At 68.6% G+C, this 20,965-nt stretch carries 21 protein-coding genes and 1 riboswitch; of the genes, 6 read left to right on the top strand and 15 right to left on the bottom strand.

Annotation, left to right across the window (positions count from 1 at the left end):
* Positions 1–118: 118 nt before the first annotated feature.
* A complete protein-coding gene (locus VLY81_RS14290; RefSeq protein ID WP_324668913.1) occupies positions 119–1,924 on the bottom strand; it encodes an ABC transporter substrate-binding protein in 1,806 nt (601 codons plus the stop codon).
* Positions 1,925–2,235: 311 nt separating this feature from the next.
* On the opposite strand from VLY81_RS14290, the gene VLY81_RS14285 reads away from it, so the two are divergent.
* On the top strand, positions 2,236–2,775 hold the full coding sequence (locus tag VLY81_RS14285) for a YkvA family protein (RefSeq protein ID WP_324668912.1): 540 nt from the start codon (positions 2,236–2,238) through the stop codon (positions 2,773–2,775).
* Between the two features lie 158 nt (positions 2,776–2,933).
* Here the strand turns inward: VLY81_RS14285 and VLY81_RS14280 are convergent, their stop codons facing one another.
* Together VLY81_RS14280 and VLY81_RS14275 are read right to left on the bottom strand one after the other, a co-directional pair.
* Positions 2,934–3,278 carry a DUF6922 domain-containing protein gene (locus VLY81_RS14280; protein WP_324668910.1) on the bottom strand — a complete coding sequence of 115 codons (345 nt, stop codon included), beginning with the start codon at positions 3,276–3,278 and terminating at the stop codon, positions 2,934–2,936.
* Positions 3,278–3,976 carry a nucleotidyl transferase AbiEii/AbiGii toxin family protein gene (locus tag VLY81_RS14275; RefSeq protein ID WP_324668908.1) on the bottom strand — a complete coding sequence of 233 codons (699 nt, stop codon included), beginning with the start codon at positions 3,974–3,976 and terminating at the stop codon, positions 3,278–3,280. The genes VLY81_RS14280 and VLY81_RS14275 overlap by 1 nt, the downstream gene beginning before the upstream one ends.
* Positions 3,977–4,184: 208 nt before the next feature.
* Here VLY81_RS14275 and VLY81_RS14270 point away from each other — a divergent pair, with 208 nt between their 5' ends.
* A complete protein-coding gene (locus VLY81_RS14270; RefSeq protein ID WP_324668907.1) occupies positions 4,185–4,823 on the top strand; it encodes an AAA family ATPase in 639 nt (212 codons plus the stop codon).
* Between the two features lie 23 nt (positions 4,824–4,846).
* Here the strand turns inward: VLY81_RS14270 and VLY81_RS14265 are convergent, their stop codons facing one another.
* From VLY81_RS14265 to VLY81_RS14250, 4 genes are all read right to left on the bottom strand, one after another.
* On the bottom strand, positions 4,847–5,872 hold the full coding sequence (locus VLY81_RS14265; protein ID WP_324668906.1) for a ribonucleotide-diphosphate reductase subunit beta: 1,026 nt from the start codon (positions 5,870–5,872) through the stop codon (positions 4,847–4,849).
* 74 nt (positions 5,873–5,946) lie between these two features.
* Entirely contained in the window at positions 5,947–8,409 is a 2,463-nt protein-coding gene (locus VLY81_RS14260) for a ribonucleoside-diphosphate reductase subunit alpha (protein WP_324668905.1), read from the bottom strand.
* 119 nt (positions 8,410–8,528) lie between these two features.
* Positions 8,529–8,691: riboswitch (cobalamin riboswitch) on the bottom strand.
* 345 nt (positions 8,692–9,036) lie between these two features.
* Entirely contained in the window at positions 9,037–9,429 is a 393-nt protein-coding gene (locus tag VLY81_RS14255) for a nucleotidyltransferase domain-containing protein (protein WP_324668904.1), read from the bottom strand.
* Between the two features lie 26 nt (positions 9,430–9,455).
* Complete coding sequence (locus VLY81_RS14250; protein ID WP_324668903.1) at positions 9,456–9,890, bottom strand: HEPN domain-containing protein; 435 nt, start codon at positions 9,888–9,890, stop codon at positions 9,456–9,458.
* 562 nt (positions 9,891–10,452) lie between these two features.
* Here VLY81_RS14250 and VLY81_RS14245 point away from each other — a divergent pair.
* Complete coding sequence (locus VLY81_RS14245) at positions 10,453–10,887, top strand: DinB family protein (protein WP_324668901.1); 435 nt, start codon at positions 10,453–10,455, stop codon at positions 10,885–10,887.
* A gap of 175 nt (positions 10,888–11,062) precedes the next feature.
* Here VLY81_RS14245 and rsgA read toward each other — a convergent pair whose 3' ends face one another.
* Entirely contained in the window at positions 11,063–12,016 is a 954-nt protein-coding gene (rsgA, locus tag VLY81_RS14240; RefSeq protein ID WP_324668900.1) for a ribosome small subunit-dependent GTPase A, read from the bottom strand.
* 881 nt (positions 12,017–12,897) lie between these two features.
* Between rsgA and VLY81_RS14235 the strand changes: the two genes are divergently transcribed.
* Entirely contained in the window at positions 12,898–13,503 is a 606-nt protein-coding gene (locus tag VLY81_RS14235) for a DinB family protein (RefSeq protein WP_324668898.1), read from the top strand.
* A 637-nt stretch (positions 13,504–14,140) separates the two neighbouring features.
* Here VLY81_RS14235 and VLY81_RS14230 read toward each other — a convergent pair.
* The 4 genes from VLY81_RS14230 to VLY81_RS14215 form a co-directional block, all read right to left on the bottom strand.
* On the bottom strand, positions 14,141–14,506 hold the full coding sequence (locus tag VLY81_RS14230; protein ID WP_324668897.1) for an ABC-2 family transporter permease: 366 nt from the start codon (positions 14,504–14,506) through the stop codon (positions 14,141–14,143).
* 61 nt (positions 14,507–14,567) lie between these two features.
* The gene (locus VLY81_RS14225) at positions 14,568–15,020 is read right to left on the bottom strand and encodes a P-loop NTPase family protein (RefSeq protein WP_324668895.1); all 453 of its coding nucleotides are present in this window, start codon (positions 15,018–15,020) and stop codon (positions 14,568–14,570) included.
* A gap of 289 nt (positions 15,021–15,309) precedes the next feature.
* Positions 15,310–15,840 (bottom strand): hypothetical protein, encoded by a 531-nt coding sequence (locus VLY81_RS14220; protein WP_324668893.1) that lies wholly within the window; start codon positions 15,838–15,840, stop codon positions 15,310–15,312.
* 42 nt (positions 15,841–15,882) lie between these two features.
* The gene (locus VLY81_RS14215) at positions 15,883–16,338 is read right to left on the bottom strand and encodes a transposase (protein WP_324668892.1); all 456 of its coding nucleotides are present in this window, start codon (positions 16,336–16,338) and stop codon (positions 15,883–15,885) included.
* A gap of 187 nt (positions 16,339–16,525) precedes the next feature.
* On the opposite strand from VLY81_RS14215, the gene VLY81_RS14210 reads away from it, so the two are divergent.
* Together VLY81_RS14210 and VLY81_RS14205 are read left to right on the top strand one after the other, a co-directional pair.
* Positions 16,526–17,959: a glycoside hydrolase family protein gene (locus VLY81_RS14210; RefSeq protein WP_405001268.1), complete on the top strand. Its 1,434-nt coding sequence runs from the start codon at positions 16,526–16,528 to the stop codon at positions 17,957–17,959.
* A gap of 93 nt (positions 17,960–18,052) precedes the next feature.
* Complete coding sequence (locus tag VLY81_RS14205; RefSeq protein WP_324668888.1) at positions 18,053–19,405, top strand: ABC transporter substrate-binding protein; 1,353 nt, start codon at positions 18,053–18,055, stop codon at positions 19,403–19,405.
* Here VLY81_RS14205 and VLY81_RS14200 read toward each other — a convergent pair.
* From VLY81_RS14200 to VLY81_RS14190, 3 genes are read right to left on the bottom strand one after another with little or no spacing between them, the layout of a single operon-like run.
* Positions 19,402–19,692 (bottom strand): hypothetical protein, encoded by a 291-nt coding sequence (locus VLY81_RS14200; RefSeq protein WP_324667953.1) that lies wholly within the window; start codon positions 19,690–19,692, stop codon positions 19,402–19,404. The two genes, VLY81_RS14205 and VLY81_RS14200, sit on opposite strands and share 4 nt — an antisense overlap.
* 36 nt (positions 19,693–19,728) lie before the next feature.
* Positions 19,729–20,331, bottom strand: a complete 603-nt coding sequence (locus VLY81_RS14195) for an IS630 family transposase (protein WP_324668532.1) — start codon at positions 20,329–20,331, stop codon at positions 19,729–19,731.
* Positions 20,328–20,708 carry a helix-turn-helix domain-containing protein gene (locus VLY81_RS14190; RefSeq protein ID WP_405001390.1) on the bottom strand — a complete coding sequence of 127 codons (381 nt, stop codon included), beginning with the start codon at positions 20,706–20,708 and terminating at the stop codon, positions 20,328–20,330. The genes VLY81_RS14195 and VLY81_RS14190 overlap by 4 nt, the downstream gene beginning before the upstream one ends.
* Positions 20,709–20,965 lie beyond the last annotated feature (257 nt).

Here is a 20,965-nt window from a genome sequence, read left to right as displayed (position 1 = left end):
CGGCATCCTCCTACCTGCCGTCACCGAGTGGAAGAGGGTGCCCGGCGGGTGGCGGCCCACCCTTGACGGGTATCGGGGCTGGGGCGCTCCCGGCCGGGCACCTGATCTGGCGCGGCCGCTACGGCCGCTTGAAGACGGTCATGTTGCTCCACAGGATGAGTTGTGCCTCGGGGTGGACGAAGACGTTGCCGACACGCTTCCAGGCTGCCGTGGCCACGCCGGGCTTGACGACCATGACGACCTCCACGTTTCGGGCGGAGATCTCCTGCCACTCCCCATACAGCTGCCGGCGCAGCTCCTGGTCGTCGGTCACCTCCGCCTGCTGGAAGAGGTCGTAGATGCGCCGCTCCCAGTCGAACATCAGCTCGAGCCGGGGCGTCTCCCCCTCCCGGGCGGGTTGCACCGAGCGGTGCCAGTAGTGCAGGGAGGTGCCGGGCTGCCAGATGTCCTTGCGAAGCTGCGGATCCGGTTGGTCACCGTAGGCCATCAAGATGGACTGGAAGTTGCCCGACAGCGCCGTCTGGAAGACGGTGCTGAACGGCAAGCCCTGCAAGTCGATACGCACCCCGATGGATGCCAGGTCGTTCTGCAGGATGGTGGCGATGCCGGGATACGTCGTGGAGTCGCTGCCGTACGTCAGGGTGAAGCGCAGCGGCCGTCCGTCCTTCATGCGGCGCACGCCGTCGCTTCCCATGGGGAGCCCGATCTCGTCCAGCAGGGCGGCGGCCCGGCCGAGGTCGTACGTGCCCAGGTAGGCGGTGGTGTCCCGCCAGAAGAACGTGTTGGGCGGCACGCCGTGACCGGGTAGCGATGCCAGTCCGTTGAAGACGTCATCGATGATCCGCTGCCGGTTGAGCGCCGCCTGCATGGCCTGTCGGAAGCGCACGTCCCGGAAGAGTTCCCGGAGCACCGGCTCGGGCTCGTCGTAGTTGAAGCCCCAGTGGATGGTGGACGGTACGCCATAGAGCCCGCGCCCCGCCAGGGCGACGAATCCGGCCCCGGCCAGCTCGCGGCGCTTCATGTCGGGATACTGGGAGCCGCTGAGCGACAGCACGTCGAGCTGCCCGGAGAGGAACTGGGCCATCTGCTGGTTGGGGTCCCGGATGATGACGTACTCCAGCCGATCGACGTAGGGCAGGACGTTGCCCTGGGGATCGCGCCGCCAGGAGTGGGGGTTGCGCACCAGGGTCACCTTCTGGCCGGGTCGGTAGTCGGCCAGGACGAAGGGCCCGGTCCCCACGATGTCGGAGAGGTCCCAGTCCGTCGACCAGACCCGCCCGAACTCCTCCGGCTTGCCGATGGGGTCGTAGGGCGCGAGCTTGTGCTTGGGCAGCACCGGCGAGAAGGAGAGCGCCTGCAAGACGGCGCCGTAGCGGGCCGGCAGGAGCACCTGGAAGGTCAGGTCGTCCACCTTGCGAAAGCGCAGGCGCTGGCCCGCGATGGTCAGCGTCGCCGATTGGTTGGCTCGCAGCCCGGTATTGGCGGCCAGCTCCTCGAAGGTGAAGACCACGTCGTCGGCGGTCAGCGGCTGGCCGTCGGACCAGCGGATGCCCGGCCGCAGGTAGGCCGTGAGCACCAGCCCATCCGACGAGAACTCGTACCGCTCCACCAGGTTGGGCACGAGCTCGCCCGTGACGGGGTCGAGGCTGAACAGGCGGTCGAAGACGTTGTTGAGGACGGTCTGCGCGTTGCCGTCCAGCACGGCGTAGTAGTTGAAGGTCTGAGGGCTGTCACCCAGCGCCAGGGTCAGGGTGCCGCCGTGCTGGCCAATCTCCTGGAACATCGGAGCGAGCCACGGGGGGTTGGGGCCGGGCTGGCCCGCGGCCGCCGCCGTCACCCACGTCCCGACGAGGGACGCCAACACCACCGCTACCAGCGCCAGGCGCACCTCTGCCATCTGGAGACGTCTCGATAGCGCTCTCATAGGCCCGCCAACTCCTGGACGCACCATGCCCGCTCGTCCCCTCTCCAGGACGTCGTCTTCGAGGGCCCGCGACCGGCGGCGATCCCGGATGGCTGCCGGCCCGTGGTCTAGACCGTTGTTACTCGCCCCGGGGCACCCGCTCCTGCCGATGCAGAGGTAAGCGTTTGCTGCAGGGCCCGTCGGCGAGGGTCATGCTGGAGCGCAATGACCGTGCGAGTGGCGGCGGGAAGGGGGGTGATCAGCCCCTGGCTGCCGAAGGCCCTGCCCCGCTAGACGGCGAAATGGTGCCGGCCACGAGGTGTCTGGATTACGTGGAGACTGTGGAGGCCGGATCAGTAGGGCAGGCCAAGGGTCAGACGCCATCCACGCGAGGCTGGCTGAGCGAGATCGGGGCGCTGGTGGCGCCGGTGCTCGGCCGGGTGCCTGCCTACGGAAGGCTCGCCTGGGCACTGTGGCGCGAGCCGGCGCTCTCCCGCGCCCGCAAGGCGCTGCTGATCGGCGGCCTCGCCTACTCGCTGTCGCCGGTCGATCTCGTGCCAGGCTTCGTGCCCGGCGCAGGCCAGCTCGACGACCTGCTTGCCCTGCTCTACGCGTTGCGCTCGGCCCTCGGCGCGCTGCCGGCGGCCTCGCGGGAGGCTCACCTGCGGGCGGTCGGCCTCGATCCGTCCACCCTGGAAGATGATATCGCCCGGGTACGTGCCGCCCTGGGTCTCTTGGCCCGACAGGGCGTCAGGGCCGGGCTCTGGACGGCCCGCCTTGGGCTGCGGGCGGCCGGATTGGGCCTGCGGCTCGTGGGACGGGGGGCCGTAGGCCTTGCGAAAGCCGTGCGGAGGCCACGACGCGGGCCTTGACGCCGTAGGCTCTCATTTCGCGACCCCATGAGACGCGGGGCAGCGCCTTCATGACCCGCCGATTCCCACGAGCAGGAGCCCGAGGACGATCTGGCCGCTGGTGACCACGGCAGGCATCCCCCTTCTGGTCTGGTTTCGCCCCTGCTCAGCTGCGGGACTCAGCCCGGTCTCGGTCTCGCACCCGGCGGGAGCCGACGACAGGCCCAGCGCTCGATGGGGTCACTGCTCTCCCCTTCGCCTGCCTGGGCCTGCGGCGTTTCAGCGAAGACGGCCAGCCAGAGCCGGCGCGTTGGCTCGGGCAATGCGCGCAAGCCCTGGTGGTCGGCCACCACGACCTGCCGGATCCGCTCCCAACCGTACTCGCGAAACAGCCACCGCACCTGATCCCAGTCGCCTTCTGCAAGGACGGTGCGGATGACCAGTCCGGCGTGACGGTCGAGGTCGATGGTGGAGGGGTCCTGGCGATGAAACAATGAGGCCAGATTCCCGGGGAGGGGCCGCATCAGGAGGCTGGCCCCCTTTCGACCTCGCGACGCACGTAGGCAGCGACCTCTTCTCGCAGGTAGGCCTGGATCTGGTCGGGGGACAGCGGGTCCCCGACCAGCCGCAGGGTGACGTCGACGTCCTCCAGGTCCCCCAGATAGACGAGCTGCTCGAGGAACAGGCGCCCGTTGAACAATGACCGGCCCTGCAACACGAACTTGCGGGAGGCCCCGTCGACGATCTCCTTGAGGGAGATCACGCCCCGACTCAGGAGGAAGTAGAGATCCACGTAGTCACGAAACGACGCGCGCCTGCCCAGCGCATCGGCCTTCATCCACGCGATCTCTCGGGGAGATGCAAGCCACACCCCCTCAAGGTCGCGGTGAACCTGCTTGCCCGGCACCAGTGAATCCAGCAACGGGAACGGGTAGGCGAGTACGGTGAAGCGCACGTTGCATATGAGCCAGGTCGCCTGGTCGATCTGACGCTGGATGGGCTGGATCCGGCCGCGCCCAAACAGATGTTCCAGTTCATGGGCGATGGTGCGAACCGGTATGCGCTCATCCGGCTGTCGTGAGAACCAATCGAGGTCAACGGACGTGCGGTGACCTAACTGGAGTGCCAGAGCCGTGCCGCCGGCGAGGTAGTAAGCGGAGGCCAACCTGCCCTGCGCCCACACCTTGCAGAGTCGCAGCATCTCCGCAGGCACAGCCTCCACGACGTCCCGCCTCCCTCGACTCGCCACCCGCCATGCGTCCATTGTAGCACCGCCCGCAGCACGTAACTCGGCTCGCGGCGCCCGAGGTGGGGGGCCCCATGCGCCCGCCGCCAGCCTGGTGTACGATGACGGGGCGAAGACAGGCCGGAGCCCATGACCGAGACCCGCCGTCCGGGTTGGCAGAGGGGGCGCCCGGGTGGGGAGGAGCATGCGACGCGACGCTGGACGGCGAGCGCCTGCCGAGAACGGGCCGGACGCCATGCGGATGCCGGGCCGGCGCATCCTCGTCGTGGGGACGTCCGGGTCGGGCAAGACCACCACGGCCCGGCGCCTCGCACGTGCCCTCGGGTACGTGCACGTCGAGCTCGACGCACTGCACTGGGGGCCCGACTGGACGCCGGCGCCCGACGCGGTGTTTCGGCATCGGGTCCACGAGGCGACCAGCGGCCGCTGCTGGGTGGTCGACGGCAACTTTACCCGCGTGCGGGACATCGTCTGGCCGGTGGCCGACACCGTCGTCTGGCTCGACTATCCGCTACCCGTCATCCTGGGGCGCCTGCTGCGTCGGACGGCCCGTCGCGTCTTCCTGCGAGAGCGCCTCTGGAGCGGCAACCGGGAGTCGCTGTGGCGGCTCTTCACGGCCGACTCCATCATCCTGTGGGCGCTCAAGACCTATCGCCGTCGGCGGCGCGAGTACGCCGAGCTCCTGGCCCGCCCCGAATACCAGCACCTGCGCGCCATCCGCCTGCGCTCGCCGACACAGGCCGAAGCGTGGCTACAGGCGGTGGCCGCCGTGGCGAGCGATACCCGAGCGCGCGATTCCCCTGTGACGCTGGAGGCCCCATAGCCCGGAGCCTCGTCGGGACCGGCTCATCCGACCGCATCCGCTCCCGGCTCCCGGCGTGCCGCCACCTCGTATGACGTGTTGGTCGCCTCGAAGAAGTTGACGATCTCGGGCACGTCCACCTCGACGGCCATCCACCGGGCTGGGTTGGGCGTGCCGAAGCGCGCCCCCAGCCCCAGCTCCTCCAGCCGCCGGTCCGTCACGTACTCCACGTAGGCGTTGAGGGTCTCGGCGCTCACCCCCAGGATGGGGCGGGACACCAGGGCCTGGTTGTAGTCGCGCTCCAGCTCGACGGCCCGGAGGATGAGGCGCTCCAGCTCCCGGGCGAAGGGCGCGGTCATGAGGTGCGGATGCTCCTCCAGCAGCGTGGTGATGAGGTGGATGCCGAAGGAGAGGTGCAGGCTCTCGTCCTTGAGCACCCAGTCGATGAGCGAGGCGAGCCCCCGCAACAGGTTGCGCCGGCGAAAGCTGTAGAACGTCAGGAACCCCGCGTAGAAGAAGACGCCCTCCAGGATGACGTAGTAGCCCACCAGGTTGCGCAAAAGTGCCCGCTTGCCGTCGTCGGTGCGCACGTCGGGCCGCTCCAGCCACTGGCGGGTCAGCTCCCGCTCGAAGGCCTCCTTGGCCTGCACCGCCGGCACGCTGCGGTGCGCCTCGAAGACGCGCTGGCGCTCCACCGGCAGCGTCTTGAGCACGTACTCGAACGCCATGGTGTGGTTGGCCTCCTCCCACACCTGGCGGGCCAGGTAGAGGCGCACCTCGGGGGCGGTCAGGACCGGGTAGATGGCCAGGATGAGGTTGTGGGTGACCAGCGACTCCATGGGGTTGAAGAAGCCCAACAGCAGCTCGACCGCGCGCCGCTCCTCGTCGTTGAGACGCTCCTTGAAGTCCCGCACGTCGTCGGCCAGGGGGATCTCCTCGGGAAACCACGTGTTGCGCTTGCCCTGCTGGGCGTGGGCGTAGGCCCAGGGGTAGCGCAGAGGGAAGAGCTGCATGGGCTCGAGGGGATCCCCGGCGAAAAGCGGGGAGAGCTCGCGGCTCGTCGGGGCCATGGTCTCGCTCCTCTCCGGGACGAGATGGAGGGGTCGTGGGCGCGGTGGGCGGGGTCGCCGCCTGCCGGCGCCCGCTACTGGCACGACTCGCACCCCGGGCCGCCCCCGTCGAGGGCGCAGTGCTCGCCAGGGGCGCCGTGCCCGTTGGTCGAGGCCGGCTCTAGGAAGCTCCAGCGCGGGCGCCGCCGGGCCTTGTTGACCTGCACCGTCGAGGGTTCCGCGTACATCCGGGGTGCCATGAAGAGGTAGTACGTGGACTTGAGCCCCTTGCGCCAGGCCGCCAGGTACACCTCCGCCATGGCGTCGAGGTCCCGGCTCTGCAGGAAGAGGTTGCGGCTGATGCCCATGTCCACCCACTTCTGGGCGCGAGCGGCCAGCTCGACGTACGCCTCGGGCGGGATGCGGTAGGCCGTCGGGTAGCGCCGCCGCACCGGCTCGGGGATCTCCTCGACGGCCGACAGGTCCCCCCGCTCGGCGACGATGCGCTCGCGCACGTCCTCCCACAGCCTCAGGGCCTCGAGCTCGTCGACCAGCACCCGGTTGACCTCCATGAACTTGCCCGACAGCGTCTGGCGGGCGAAGACGTTGGCGTAGTAGGGGTCGAGGCTGGGCGTCGTGCCTGCGACGAGGCTGATGGTGGCCGTCGGGGCGATGGCCATCACGGTACCGTTGCGCATGCCGCCCCGCACGAGAGGGCGCAGGGTGTCCCACGGCAGCCGGGCGCTGCGGTCCACCTCGACGGGGCGCCTCCGGTGGGATTGGAGCTCGGCCAGGGTGTCCAGCGGCAGCCGGCCCTGCGCCCACCGGCTCTCCGAGAAGGCTGCGAAGGACCCTCGCTCCCGGGCCAGCCGCGCCGAGGTGCGGATGGCGTGGAAGCTGACGAACTCCACCACTCGGTCGACGAGATCGGCCGACGCCGGGTCGCCGTAGGCCATCCCGAGCCGGGCGAAGGCCTCGGCGAAGCCCATGATGCCGAGCCCCACGGGGCGGTGGCGCAGGTTGGAGCGGCGGGCCTTGTCGACGGGGTAGAAGTTGACGTCGATGACGTCGTCGAGCGCCCTCACCGCCAGCTCTACCGTCGCTTGCAGCGCCGGCCAGTCCACGTCCGCCGCCCGCAGGCGGCCGGGGCCGGCGGGGTCCGCCCGCAGGTGGCGCGCCAGGTTGACGCTGCCCAGGTTGCAGACGGCGATCTCCTGCGGCGACGTGGGCAGGAAGATCTCCGTGCAGAGGTTGCTGGAGTGGATGACGCCCGGCAGCATGCTGCGGGCGTTGCCCGCGTCCTTGAAGACGATCCACGGGTGGGAGGTCTCCTGCAGCGTGGCCAGGATCTCACGGAAGAGCCCCCGGGCGCACACTTCGCGGAAGGCCCGAGCCGGGAGCTGGCCGGCCCTCGCCTGGCGGATGCGGGCTTCGTACGCCTCCCCAAACGCCTGCCCGAAGAGCTCGGGCAGCTCCGGCACGTAGCGCGGGTCGAAGAGGTACCAGGCTTCGTCGGCCTCGACGCGGCGCAGGAACTCGTCGGGCACCCACAGGGCCGTGTCGAGGCTCGGGGTGCGCAGGTAGGGGTCACCGGCGTTGCGCTTGAGGTCGAGGAAGGCCTCGATCTCCAGGTGCCACGGCTCCAGGTAGAGGGCCAGCGTGCCCCGGCGGCGGCCCCCCTGGCTGACGGCCTTGATGAGCGCGTCGTACATGTGCGCGAAGGGGACGATGCCCGACGACTGGCCGTTGATGCCCCGCACCGGCGAACCGGCCGAGCGCAGCTTGGTGATGGAGGCGCCGATGCCCCCGGCGTACTTGGCCAGGTGGCCGAAGTCGGTGGCCGACTCCAGGATGTGGTCCATGGAGTCCAGCACGTCGGACAGGTAGCACGAGGAGAGCTGGGGATGGGTGGTGCCCGCGTTGAAGAGGGTGGGGGTGCTGGGCACGTAGCGGAGCGTGCTCATGAGCTGGTAGAAGCGGGCCGCCCAGAGGTCGCGGGCATCGGGTGCCTCGGCCAGCGCCAGGCCCATGGCCACCCGCATCCACAGGTACTGCGGCGTCTCCAGCAGCCGCCGGCTCTCCGGGTGGCGCACCAGGTAGCGATCCATCAGGGTGGCGAGCCCGGCGTACGGGATGAGCTCGTCGCGTGCCGGCACGACCAGCCGGGCCAGGCGGGCGAGGTCGAAGGACGCGAGGCGGGGGTCGAGCTCGCCCAACTCGATGCCCTGGCGAATGTAGTGTACGAAGGCGCTCCGGTAGGTAGCCGCGTCGAGGGCGAAGACGGGCGAGAGGGCGGCGGCGTCGTCAGGTGCCGGGCTCGCCGCCAGCGCCTCACGGTAGAGCCCCGACAGAGCGGCCCGCACGGCGAGCCGGTCGAAGTCGGGGTGCAGGGGCAGGTGGTGGCAGGCCAGTTGCACCCAGAAGGTGTTTGCCTCAGCGGGATCGCCGGGCGGCGGGCCGGACAGTGCCAGACCGCGCTCGAGCGCGGCGGCCAGCCGCTCGGCGTCGGCAAGACCTCGGGTCCATGCACGGATGGCCTCCTCCAGGCGGTGGGCCATGACCTGGTCGCCTCCTCGTCCGTCGGGATGGTGGGCTTCCGCCGCGAGGAGAGGCAGGCCCGCGGGCGACGCGGCGACGCGGTGGCCGTGCCGGTGAGGCGCCCTCACCCCTCCTCGGGGGCGGATGCGCACGCACGACGTGGGTACTCGGGCTTCCGGCTCGGGCGCTCACGAGAGACCCGGCCGGTCACCGTTGCGGGACAGCGCCGGATTCGCACCGGACTTCCCCCAGCCACGGGGGCCCTGCCCTGTCGGGCAGGCGCCGTGCGGCCACTAGATGTAGTTGTCTGTGCGCAACATCCTACTACATCTGGTATGGCCCGGTCAACTGCTTATGCTCCGGCCGCCACCTCCCGCGCAAGACCGTACGCGTAACGTTTAGCCTGGGAGTTGACCTGTCCCGGTAGGGGGCCGGGCTTCTCCGGGCGAGAGCCTGGAGGAGTCTGGAAGGGGATGACGAAAGAACCCCGCCCCGCACCGCCGCCCAAGGAGCGGCGGCGTCGTCGATGGAGACGGATGTCATGATTAGGGAGGGTCGTGCAGTCCTTCACGGAGTTGGAGCGCTTCGCCTGGCAGGCGACGCGCGAAGCGGCGGCGGAGCGAAGGTCGCAGGCGGCGGCCGCACGCTCAAGACGACTGCGCCCGAGGGCGCTGGCTCAGACGGTGCCGCAGGCCCACCAGCGTGGCGCCCTCGGGATGGACCACCACCCCCCGGCTCAACGCCTCGACGACCAGCGGGTTGCCCCGTGCCAGCTCACGCTGGAGCTCGTCGAGCGTGAGACCCTTGGGCTCGACACTGCCCTCCGCGACCTCGAACAGGAGCTCAGCACGGCGCAGCGGGTGTGGCGGCAGCGCGTCGCTCACCACCAGGACGTCGATGTCGGAGCCGTCGTGGAAGTCGCCCCGTGCCACCGACCCGGCCACCACGACCCACTGGACGGGTACCCGGTCAGACAGTCGCCTGGCGTACCGCCGCGCGGCCTCGAGGAGCTGCCGTCGTGCCTCTTCTCGGTGCCGCAACGCGGGGTGCTTCGGCCCGGACGGGGTCAAGGCTCGATCCCCTCGATGCCCATGGCCCGGGCTTGCTCACGCACGAACCCCGCCAGCCGCCTGGCTGCCTGGATGGCCTCGGCAGCGGTCGGCGCGTCGTAGAACTCGAACGGCATCCCGCTCGGGTACGCATCGGGGTAGCGGGCCGGGATGTAGTGCCTGTCGAGTGTGCGAGCCAGTCGCCGCAGCGGATCCGCGACGGTGACGCCCGCCCGTTGCTCCAGGGTCTCGAGCAACCGGACGAGGGAATGCCCCAGAGCCGGGTCTCCCACGGCCCGGAGAAGGGCCTTGACCATGTACTCGGCTGCCTGCTGAGCCTTGAAGCAGGCCCACCCGAAGTCGGCGGCGTCCGCGTCGCGTTGAGCCGACGCCAGGGTATGCTCCCCCTGGCCGTACCAGCGCCGGAACTCGTCCACGTCGAGGCCCGCCATGGCGTCACCCCTCCCGGGGCCGGACGACCTCGCGGGCCCATGCTAACATGCCGGACACGTGCATGGAAGCCGGGCCCTCACTCGAATGCCTGGGGCCTCCGCACCAGACGAAGGAGGCACGCCATCGCGGTTCGCAGGTTCTGCGAGTTCATCGCCGACGTGGGGCCCATCGTCTGCGACAAGCATTCCTACGAGGCCCTGCTCGAGCACGGTTGGGGGTGGAGCTTCACCCAGCCGGGCATGGTCTGGGGCTCGGACGAGCTCATCGTGGGAGCGGTGCCCGTGATCTCGGCGGAGGGGTGCCGCTCTTTGGCGAGGTGGGCCGGCGCATCGCGTTGCAGCTCGAGGAGGTGCCCCAGCACGGCAAAGGGCTGGTGAGCACGACAAAGGGCTGGCGCTATCGGGCAGGGCGCTGACGAGGAAAGGGACGCGCCGCCGAACGGTAAACCCATTGGGTGCCCATGGCGCCCTGCACCTGGCCTCAGAAGGGGGAACGCGGGCTCCGATGTCGGTATCTGCGGCCACGGGATCCCATGACGCGGCAGGCGAGGCCTTGTGCCGGATGTTGCAGACGAGCGCAGATGGCCTGTCGGCGTTGATCGAAGACATGAACGAGGAGGAACTTAGGGCTCGTCCGCACGGACTGGCTCCGGTGCTCTGGCAGATCGGGCACGTGGCTGTCATCGACGCCCGACTGGCCCGTCAGGCCGGCCAGCCCCTCGACGTCCCCGAGGGCTGGGAGGCACTCTTCGCGATGGGCGCCTCGGGCGAGGGCCATCTGCCCGCCCGGGAGGCGGTGGTGGGGCTCCTGCGCGAGGCCAACGACGGGCTCGTCCGACTGAGCCGGGCCGACCTGGCCCGCCCCATCGAGAGATCCCCTGGCGGGACGGAGCCGCTCGGGTACGAGCTGGCCTTCCGCCTCTTCCATCGCGGGTACCACGCGGGCAAGATCATGACCCTTCGGGCGCTTCTGGGCAAGCCGAGGCTGCTGGGCTGAGTGGTTGCCGGCCGGGTGGGTGGGGTCCGTCTCCGGGGGATGGCGGGGTGCGACGGGGCATCCCCCTGCAGCTGCAGGACATGAAGGCTCACGCACCCCTTGACGCGGGCCCCACGAGTACGGCGGCTGCGCGGTCTGCTGAGCCCCGTCCATCGGGCGAGCGGAAGGCCGCCGTCTAGTCCGACAGGCTCCGCTCGAGAGCCCGGCGCAACCGCAGGTACTCGCGGTACCGAGCCTCGTCCAGTTCGCCGCAGGCCACGGCGGCCTTGACCGCGCAGCCCGGCTCGTGCACGTGCGAGCAGTCCCGGAACCGGCAGCGGGCGGCGAGGCCGGCGATGCCCTCGAAGAGGAGGAGAGGATCCCCGGCGTCCTCCTCGTCGAGGGCGAAGGCGACCTCCCGCAGCCCGGGCGTGTCCACCACCAGCGCCCCGCCGATGTCGTAGATGGCGGAGGTGCTCGTCGTGTGCCGCCCGCGGCCCCGGGCATCCACCTCCCGGGTGCGCAGGTCGAGGCCCGGGCACAGCGCGTTGAGCAGCGACGTCTTGCCGGCGCCCGAGGGCCCGATGAAGGCGACGAGATTCCCTCGCAGGAGCGCGGCGAGCTCGTCGACGCCCTGCCCGGTGGCGGCACTCGTCAGGACGACGGGGATGCCGGAGCGGACGTAGGGCGTGACGATGTCGGCCACATGCTGCCGGGCGGCCGGCTCCGGCACGAGGTCCATCTTGTTGACGCACAGCACCGGCTGCACCCCTCCTGAGCTAGCCACCTGCAGGACCCGGTCGATGACCGTCCTCCGGACGGCCGGTGCTGGCACGACGATCACGGCGACGTCGACGTTGGCGGTCAGGACCTGGATAGGCGGCGCCTTGCCGTGGGTGCGGCGGCCTCCCAGCGGTGTTCGCCGCACGAGGCAGGTGCGGCGCGGCAGCACCCGTTCGATGACCGCCTGGCCTTCGGACAGTGGGGTGACCTCCACCTCGTCCCCGATGCAGACCGGCGCGGTGGCCGTCCGCTTGCCCTTCTTGAGGCGGCCCCGCACCACGCCGTGCCGCTCGGTGCCGTCAGTGCCCCGGACCCGAAACGCCGGCCCCTCGACGCGTACGACCTGGCCACGGATGCGCTGAGTCAAGGCGAAGAAGGCTCCCTTCCCGGTGTAGGCTGGAAAGACTCACCAGCTTCGTGAGACGCCGGGCCCGCGTGGTGCAACCCCCGTCCAGACCGGGAGAGGGATGAGGAGGAGAGGACCGTGCCGGGCCCTTCGCGGCCCCGGCGGAAGACTCAGCTCTGCCGGCCAACCGGGTGGTGCACCATCGGGCGCGCCGCAGCGACACCCGCTGCCACGAGATGGCCTGTAGCCATTCCCACGATGCACCACCCCCTTCGTACCTGCCCCACACCGCACGGTGCAGGGCCATGAGTCGGTTGCGGCGAGTGCTTTCAGAATAAGTCCAGCCGGGCCTAAGAGTCAACGCCTTGCGGCCCTGGCCCATTCGAAGGAGGCTCCGCCCGCCACGCGCCCGGCGACCGGCCGGCAGCCGGTGCGATGGTTCTGGCAGGCCCCGGCCTACCTGACGTCACTGGCCGAAGCCGACGCCCCCTTTGCCGGATCTGGCTCCTCGCTGGGGAGTTCGCCCAGATGGTGTGCCTGCGGAGCGCCGAAACTCTGGCCGCCTGGGTCGGCGTGGTCAGGCAGGAGCGAGTGCGTCCCTCTCGCTGCACCTGAGGCCGCTCTGGTTCACCACACTTGCGGGAGAGCCGATTATCCGCCGACCGCGACACGCAGGCGCCGAGCAGTGGGAGGGCGCGTGCCCCGGCGCCACTATTTCCGGGGAATGATGCGAGGGGGCGACTCCTCTGATGGGTAACGCCCGCGCCGACCCGCGGCCGGCCGTGCAGGGAAGCCGGGGCTCCGGATCGAACGCCTGGGCCCTCCGCACCGGATGAACGAGGCATGCAACCAGGGCCCAAACGCCCTGCGGCGTGCCTCGGAAGGGAGGAACAGGGGCTGCGATGCCGACGTCTGCGGTCTCGGGACACCATGATGGAGCGGGTGAGGCCCTGCGCCGGATGCTGCAGACGAGCGTAGACGGCCTGCTGGCATTGATCCAGGACCTGGGCGAGGAGGAGCTAGCGGCCCGTCCGCACGGGCTGGCCTCGGTGCTCTGGCAGATCGGGCACGTGGCTGTCTGTGACGCTCAACTGGCCCTCCAGGTCGGCCACCCCCTCGACATCCCCGAAGGCTGGGAGGCGCTGTTCGCGATGGGCGCCTCGGGCGAGGGGCCGCTGCCCTCCCAGGAGGCGGTGGTGGCGCTCCTGCGGGAGGCCAACGACGACCTGGTCCGGCTGAGCGGTGCCGACCTGGCCCGCTCCGTCACGACACCATCCGGCCGGACGAACCCGCTCGCGTACCGGCTGATGTTCCTTACTGTTCCATCGCGGGCACCACGCGGGCAAGATCATGACGCTGCGGGCGCTCCTTGGCAAGCCGAGGCTCTTGGGCTGAGTGGCTGCCGGATGGGCCGGCGGGCCCGTCTCCGGGGGACGGTGGGGTGCGACGGGGCATCCTCCTGTAGCTGCAGGGCATGCGGCGCTAAGACAAAGGCCTGGTGGTGCTGAAGTATGGGGTGAGGAGGTGAGGCGGGGCCGTCCGGGGCCAACCGGCCAACCAACGCCCGGCGGGGGCCCTGCCCACCGGGCCTTCCCTTCTACGTTCAGCCCGGGCTGCCAGGCTCGAGGCGCACGCCTCCCTTGACGCGGGTCCTCACGAGTATCGCAGCCGCACGGCGCGCGGACGCTCCGGGCGGGCGGTTGCCGGGCATTTTCGTGGAACCCGAGGCCGAAACACCGCGTCGGGCGCCGGCATCCAGTCGGGCCCCAGTACAGCGCAGCGAGCACGATGGGGGCGTAGCCGAGTGCACGTGCGGGGTGCCGGGCCGTGTCCGTCTTGCCCGACCCGGACGTCCCCACGACGATGAGGGCGCCTCACCAGCACGACCACCGCGTCGCCGCCTCGCCCGCGGGCTTGCCTCTCCTATCGGCGGACACCCACCATCCCGACGGACGAGGAGGCGACCAGGTCATGGCCCACCGCGTGGAGGAGGCCATCCGTGCATGGAGCGGGGGTCTTCAAGGGAGGCTGCCGCGACCATCCCTACGCCTCCCGCCGCGGTGAGCGGGTATCCTCGCACGCTCGCGACCCACAGCTGCAACACCAACGCGGGAAGCGTACCGGCGCCCACGATGGACCCTCCCTTCAGGATCGGGCTACAAGGCACCGGAGCGCCGGCGAGGCGATAGCCACGACCAGCCCCACGAACCCAACATTGCTGGCGAAGTGCCACGGGACGAGCGCCACGGCCCTGCCGAGATACAGTAGGACGGGAGCTGCCGGGTGCACCCGCAGCGCCCGCCACGCGCCGGCCCCCTCTTCGAGGCGCACGGCCTCGGCGGCCAGTATGGCCGTCCCGAAGGAGGCCCACAGAAACGGCCACCAGTTGTAGAGCGCCGCCAGCATCCAGTGCCAGGGGCTCGCCGGGTCAAGCCTGCCCCAGGTCCCCGGCCCCAGGGAGCCCATGGCCGCGAAGATGAGCACGAGGCGGTCGGCCCTGCCGCGATCCACAGCATGTAGGTGCCGCGGTACTTCAACCACTCGGAGGCCAGCACATCGAGAAGGCCAGCCCTCATCGCCCGTCCCCGCCTTCGGGTCCCGCGGAGGCATGGGCGTGGCGGGCGACGGTCTTCATGAAGAAGGCCTCCAGATCGGCGCTGTCCCACGGCCCCTGGTAATGGAGTCTGCCTCCCGCCAAGATCCCGACGTGGGTGACCATCTGTTGCGCCTCCGCCAGGAGGTGGCTCGAGATGACCAGGGTGATGCCCCGGGCATGAAGCGAACGGGTCAGCCCCCGCATCTCGTGGACGCCGATAGGATCGAGGCCGTTCGCGGGTTCGGCGAGGATCTGCAACTCGGGGTCGCCCAAGAGCGCGATGACGATGCGAAGGCACGGCTTCATCCCCAGCGAATAGCTCCCGACTCTCTGGTTCGCGGCGTCCCGCAAGCCCACGACCGCCAGGACCTCGTCGACTCGCTCCCGGGGCAGCCTCAGCAGGCGCAGGTGCACCTCGAGGTTCTCCACGACCGGAAGGTGGGCTACAGGGCCGGAGTCTCGATGAGAGCCCCAACCCGGGCCAGGGCCGCCCTGTGTCAGGGGCAGCCGAAGAGTCAGACTTCGCCTCCCCCGGGGCGCCCGAGCCACGGGGGAGCGGATTACTCCCCACCCGTGCAAAACTTGCCAGGCAATGCGCGAGGAGGAATTGCGCTCTCGTCGTCGAATGCAAGCATTCGGGAGTAGGTCACAGGTGATACGAATTAGCAACCCAATTCCGTTTGGTCACGCTGGTGCGTCGGACGCCCTGACCCGCTGCTCACGCCGACCAAAGGGGCGAAATGGTGCGGCTGAAGCGCCGCAACCGGTGGTCGCGGCTCTGGCTAATACGATTTCCCATACTAGTTGGAGATGCGCAGTGTGCCCTCCCCCGGCCGCTGCGCCACCGCGGCAACCGCCGAAAGAGCCGGCGTGCCGCGAAAAGCCGGCAAGCCCAACCGCCTCGGGCCGGCAGGGCCATGCGCGCGATGCTCATCGCCCGCAGGGCCGCTTCGTTGGCCCGGCTGTTCATGCCCCGGTCGGCGGCCACCGCTCGGGGCGTGGCCCCGACCGCGTGGATGTAGCCCGCCACGGCGTCCACCAACACGCTGTCGTCGCTGGAAGTGCTCCCATGCAGCCGGAAGTGGCTGATGAAGCCCTCCCGCTTTTCCACCAAGCCGAGCTTGTACCCAAACTCGATGGTGTGGGACAGCTTCCCCTGCCGGATGGGCCGCGCATCCGGATCCAACAGGCTGACCAGCCGGTCTGGGATGGAGCGGCGCCCCTGCAGACGTACACGAGTCTGCTGCAACACCTAGCCGAGCCGGGCACTGTAGCGCGCCAGCGACTCGGCCTACGCCTGGTAGCGCGCTCCCACCGCTGGACCCGGCTTCCGCATGCGTCGGCGCGCGGCCGCCTGGCTGATGGGGCGCAGCCGGGGCCGGACCGAACGCAGGCGGTCTCGAACCGAAAGGCGTACCCCGATGCCAGCTTCTTTGGCTCGGCGCATCAGCCGCGTCAGCACCCGCACCCCGTCCGCCACCAGGCCCGAGTCGGTGGGGTGAATGATGTTGGCTTCCACCACTGTGGTGTCCGCCCGGATCCACTGGCCGTGGCGCTTGATGACTCGCTGCTGGACCAACGGGGCCTTCAATGTCTCGTTGAGCTGCTCGATGACCTCGGGGCTGAAGCGGTGCGGCAGCTTGATGAGGGTGGTGGCATCGGGCACCTTGTCGGTCAAGCGCAACCGGCAAAAGCGCCACCAGGCCAGGCTGTTGGCCACTTCCTTGACGAGGGCCTCGAAACGCACGATGCCATGCCTCCTGGGGCCGATCTTAGCATCATTGGGTCTCGGGGAGGAGAGGGGTGAGTCCGTCACGACGGGCTTTTCCCGACGAGCTTATCGGGGCCAACCAACTAATACGCTTTAGCAGAAACGGGTGATGTCCGTGGGGTCGACTTTCCGAGGCCCCCTGTACAAGCCCCAAAGCGGCTGGGTGGGCGACGTGATTCCGTTCTATAAGGACGGCAAGTTCTGGCTATTTTATCTCCATGACGCCCGGACAGGAGATGAGTTTACCGTCGGGACCTCCTGGTACCTTGTGACCACAAGTGACTTTGTGCATTATGAGGAACACGGGGCGGTACTCCAGCACGGGACTCCCGAAGAGCAAGATTGGCACTGTTACACTGGTAGCATTATCGAGGCTGGGGGCCTATACCATCTTTTTTATACAGGGTTCAACCCGCACCCCAAGTTTCGGCAGAACGGAACCCCGCTGCAAGCCGTCATGCATGCTGTCTCCCGGGACCTGGTGCACTGGGACAAACTCCCGGAGGACACCTTTTACGCGCCGCCCGATCGGTACGAGCGAGGTGACTGGCGGGACCCTTTCGTATTCTTCAACCCCGAAGCCCAGGAGTACTGGATGCTGCTGGCCGCCCGAACCCTTGACGGCTCCTACCGACGGCGGGGCTGCATCGCCCTGTGCACCTCCCGGGACCTGCGCCGGTGGGAAGTAAAGTCAGCATTCTGGGCGCCCAGGCTCTACGTCACTCACGAGTGCCCCGACCTGTTCAAGCTGGGCGACTGGTGGTACCTGGTCTACTCAAGCTTCTCGGAGCGCTTCGCTACCCACTACCGAATGAGCAAGGACCTTCAAGGGCCGTGGACCGCTCCGGCTAACGATACTTTCGACGGACGAGCTTTCTACGCCGCCAAGACCTGCTCCGACGGCGTACGCCGGTACGTCTTCGGCTGGATTCCTACCAAGACCGGTGACAGCGACTATGGGGAGTGGCAGTGGGGAGGGACGATGGCCGTCCATGAGATCGTTCAGCGCCCCGACGGCAGCCTAGGCGTTCGGATGCCGGAGTCACTTCGAGCCTACTTCTCGCATTCGACCCGGCCGGCGTTCAGCCCGGAGTGCGGTACCTGGTCTAGAGTTCCGCCCACGGGCCAGTCGTACAGCAGGTCAGACGCCCCGTCGCATGCGGGGCTCATCGAGAGCGACGCCCTGCTAGCCGATGTTCCGGACTCCTTTGCGCTCGCCCTTGCCGAGCCCTTAGTTGACCCGTGCCTAATCTCCGGCGACGTCATCTTTAAGGAAGGTACTCGGGGATGTGGCCTGGTCTTGCGGGTCGGGTCGGATCCGGACGAGGCATACTACATCCGCCTCGAGCCCCAAAGCCAGCGCATGGTCTTCGACCAATGGCCGCGCAAGGCGCCTCGGGGCGAGCATCAGTGGCAGATTGGCGGCGACAAACCCTTTGCCGTTGAGCTTGAGAGGCCTGTTCGTCTGGAACCTGGCAAACCGTACCGGATGGAGGTGATCGTCGACGGGACAGCATGCGTGGCCTACGTGGCTGGGCAGGTGGCGATGAGTACTCGGCTCTACAGCCGGAGGGGGGGAGATGGGGCCTGTTCGTGAGCGAAGGTTCAGCGACGTTTCAAGGGTTTCAAGTTGGCGTCCCGGATCGGACCCGTAACGGATAGACCACGCCGAATTAGGAGGGCACCCTTGATGAGGTCCGCGAGGCACTTGCTCGCTCTGATGCTCATGGCTGCCCTGGCTGGCGCCGTAGCCGCAGGTAGCCGTGCAGAGGCAAAGACGGTCACCTGGCTCTTTGCGAGGCCAGTTGACGGACCCGTTATCCAGACCGTCAAAGAGATTGCGGCCGAGTTCCAGAAGATTCATCCCGACTTCGAACTCGCCTTGGAGAGCACTCCGGATCGTCCGTCATACCTGCAGAAGCTCGAGATTCTAGCCGCGGCTGGGGATCTGCCCGAAATGTTCGACACCGACCCCACCGTCTTCGCCGAGATGCTGAAGAACAGAGGCGAGTTGGTCGACGTCGAGAAATTGCTTAGAGAATTCGGCAAGCTCGACGAGTTCAGACCCGCCGCGCTGGACTACGTCCGGTTTGACGATGGGAGCCTCTACTTGCTTCCCCTGGAGTTCCACCTCGAGGTCTTTTGGTACAACACAGATATCTTCAAGAATGTCGGTGTCGAGCCACCCGAGACGCTGGAGGAACTGGTAGAGGTCGCCAAGATTCTCCGAAGCAGGGGGTACATCCCGATCGCCGTCGCTGGTAAGGAGCAGTGGCCCCTGCTACGGTACCTTGCGTTTATACCGTTCCGCATGACAGGCAATGACTACATCATGCGACTTAAGCGGGGGGAGGCCTCCCTCCAGGACCCGATCGGTATGCAGGCTGCCCGGTTCGTATATGAGCTGGGCAAGAACAACGCGTTTCAAACCGGATTCGCGTCCCACGACTACGTGCAGGCCCGTGACCTGTTCGTCTCGGGCAAGGCAGCCATGTACTACATGGGAAGCTGGGAGCTCGGCACGTTCACTAGCGACAGCCTGCCCGACAGCACCAAGGGGAAGCTCAGCTACTTCAAGCTTCCGATGACCGATAATGCCCGCACGACCCGCAATGAGTATTTCGTCGTCTCAGGCATCGGCCTAGCACTCAACGCTAAGAAGTTCGACAACATAACCCGCGAGTTCATCAGGTATCTGCTCGATCGGTACCCAACCCTCTATGCGGCCAAGGAGCAGTTCCCCCCGACCAAGTACGAACTGCCGGGGGACAGCAAGGTCTCGGAACTCTATCGAGCGTTTGCCAAGGACATCGAACAACTTGGCAAACAGTTTGGCGTACCCTGGGACACCGAGCTCGACCCGGCCTCCAACTCCCGGATCGGCCAGGCGCTCCTCCTGCTTGCGCAGACATATCAGAGTCCGGAGGAGTTCGCTCGGACGATGGATGCGGTGATCAAAGAGAACGCACCTAGTAGTGCGTCCCACAAGTTCGTTCACTGCCGCGGGAACGTCACAAGAGGAGCGAGAGGAAGATGCGGCTAGAGCTCCAGGAGAACCCAGCCGAACTGCTCGGTTACCAGGCTGAACAGTTCGGCAAGGGTTCCGGTGAAGGGCGTGGGCTCCCACCCCCCGCGGTGGTTGGCCATGTCCAGCGCGTACCGGCCTTGGTCGATGCGGCCGAAGCGAAGGCGCGGCATCTTCTCGCCCCCCTCCTCCGCGTAGATGACCAGGTGACGGCCTCGGCTCAGCACGCCCAGGTGGGTGAACCCCCGGGCCGTGAGGAGCTGCTGGATCTCCTCCCGGGCTGCCTCATTGAGGACTCGACGCACCTCGGGCCGGTCCCACCAAGGAGGCCTTGGCGGCACTTATGCCACCGCCCTCTCCTGCATCGGGTACCCCCGGAAGGTCCAGTGGAAGGGGTGACCCTCCTCGGTATTCCACCGGGCGATGAAGGCCAGCACGCGCTCTCGCAGTTCCTCGGCGGAGTGGAAGTCCCCGTGCTTGAGGCACCGGCGCTGCAGGATGGAGAAGAAGATCTCCACCTGGTTCACCCACGACGCATGCCGCGGCGTGTACACGAACTCGAACTTCCCGCCGTGACGGGCGTTGAAGCGGCTCCACCGCGCCTGCGGGCCGTCATGGTGGATGTTGAGGTTGTCCCAGATCACGATGATCCGCGCCGCCTCCCGGTACGCCTCGGCGACTGCCTCCAGGAGGCTCACCAGGTCCTCCGCCGTCCGCGTCGGCCCGCAGCGCGCCGTGACGCGCCCGGTACGGATGTCGAAGGCGGCCAACAGCGACTGGGTCCCATGGCGGATGTATTCGTACTCGCAGCGCCCGGGCCTGCCGGGGATCGCGCGGCGCGTCTCGTGCTTGCGCTCCAGCGCCTGCATCCCGGTCTTTTCGTCGATGCACAAGATGACGGCATCGTCCGGTGGGTCCCGGTACAGGCCGACGATGCGGTTCACCTTCGGCTTGAAGTCCGGGTCGGGCTGTGCAGCCACATGCGCACCCGGTGAGGCCGCAGGGCGTTTTGCTCCAGGGTCCGCCAGATGCTGCTCCGGCTCATCGGCAAACCGAGGGTCCGTCGGACGGCATCGGTGAGGGTGTCGTACGTCCAGAGCGTCTGGCCTTCGAAGCCGTAGTTGGCGGGGGCGTCGCAGGCCAGGGCGATCACCTCGCAGCGCTGCTCCGGGCCAAAGCGCGGCGGTCGCCCCGAGCGGGGTCGATCGTAGAGGCCGGCGACGCCCGCCTCGAGGAACCGGTCCCGCCACTTGCGGACCGTCCGCTCCGTGACGCCGACGCAGGCGGCGACTCGTGCGACCGAGGAACGGTGGTGAAACAGCCTCCAGATGATGGAAGCCCGCAGCCAGAGCCGGTGCTCGACCTTCTGGCCGAACTTCCACTCCCGCAGCGCTTTGCGCTGGTCCGCCGTGAGCTCGGCAGCGGCCAGCTCACCGGGTCCGCGCTCCGCATCGCCATACGGGCAGCCGTTTCCGGGTCACCTTTGACCCCCGCGAACGTCTCCGGATCCCGTCGTGGCGCCAGTTCGCGCCCTTCGGCCGGACTCCTGCTGCCCTGCGAAATTTCTTGCCCGGCTGT

The organism is Limnochorda sp. LNt (genome assembly GCF_035593265.1).
Classification (GTDB): Bacteria; Bacillota; Limnochordia; order Limnochordales; family Geochordaceae; genus Geochorda; species Geochorda subterranea.
This window is presented reverse-complemented; position numbering and strand designations above follow the sequence as displayed.

What these genes read in the sequence shown, in the direction of transcription:
- VLY81_RS14290 (WP_324668913.1), bottom strand. Translation starts at nt 1,924, where the DNA reads ATGAGAGCGCTATCGAGACGTCTCCAGATGGCAGAGGTGCGCCTGGCG.
- VLY81_RS14280 (WP_324668910.1), bottom strand. Translation starts at nt 3,278, where the DNA reads ATGCGGCCCCTCCCCGGGAATCTGGCCTCATTGTTTCATCGCCAGGAC.
- VLY81_RS14270 (WP_324668907.1), top strand. Translation starts at nt 4,185, where the DNA reads ATGCGACGCGACGCTGGACGGCGAGCGCCTGCCGAGAACGGGCCGGAC.
- VLY81_RS14265 (WP_324668906.1), bottom strand. Translation starts at nt 5,872, where the DNA reads ATGGCCCCGACGAGCCGCGAGCTCTCCCCGCTTTTCGCCGGGGATCCC.
- VLY81_RS14260 (WP_324668905.1), bottom strand. Translation starts at nt 8,409, where the DNA reads ATGGCCCACCGCCTGGAGGAGGCCATCCGTGCATGGACCCGAGGTCTT.
- VLY81_RS14250 (WP_324668903.1), bottom strand. Translation starts at nt 9,890, where the DNA reads ATGGCGGGCCTCGACGTGGACGAGTTCCGGCGCTGGTACGGCCAGGGG.
- VLY81_RS14245 (WP_324668901.1), top strand. Translation starts at nt 10,453, where the DNA reads ATGTTGCAGACGAGCGCAGATGGCCTGTCGGCGTTGATCGAAGACATG.
- VLY81_RS14235 (WP_324668898.1), top strand. Translation starts at nt 12,898, where the DNA reads ATGCCGACGTCTGCGGTCTCGGGACACCATGATGGAGCGGGTGAGGCC.
- VLY81_RS14205 (WP_324668888.1), top strand. Translation starts at nt 18,053, where the DNA reads ATGAGGTCCGCGAGGCACTTGCTCGCTCTGATGCTCATGGCTGCCCTG.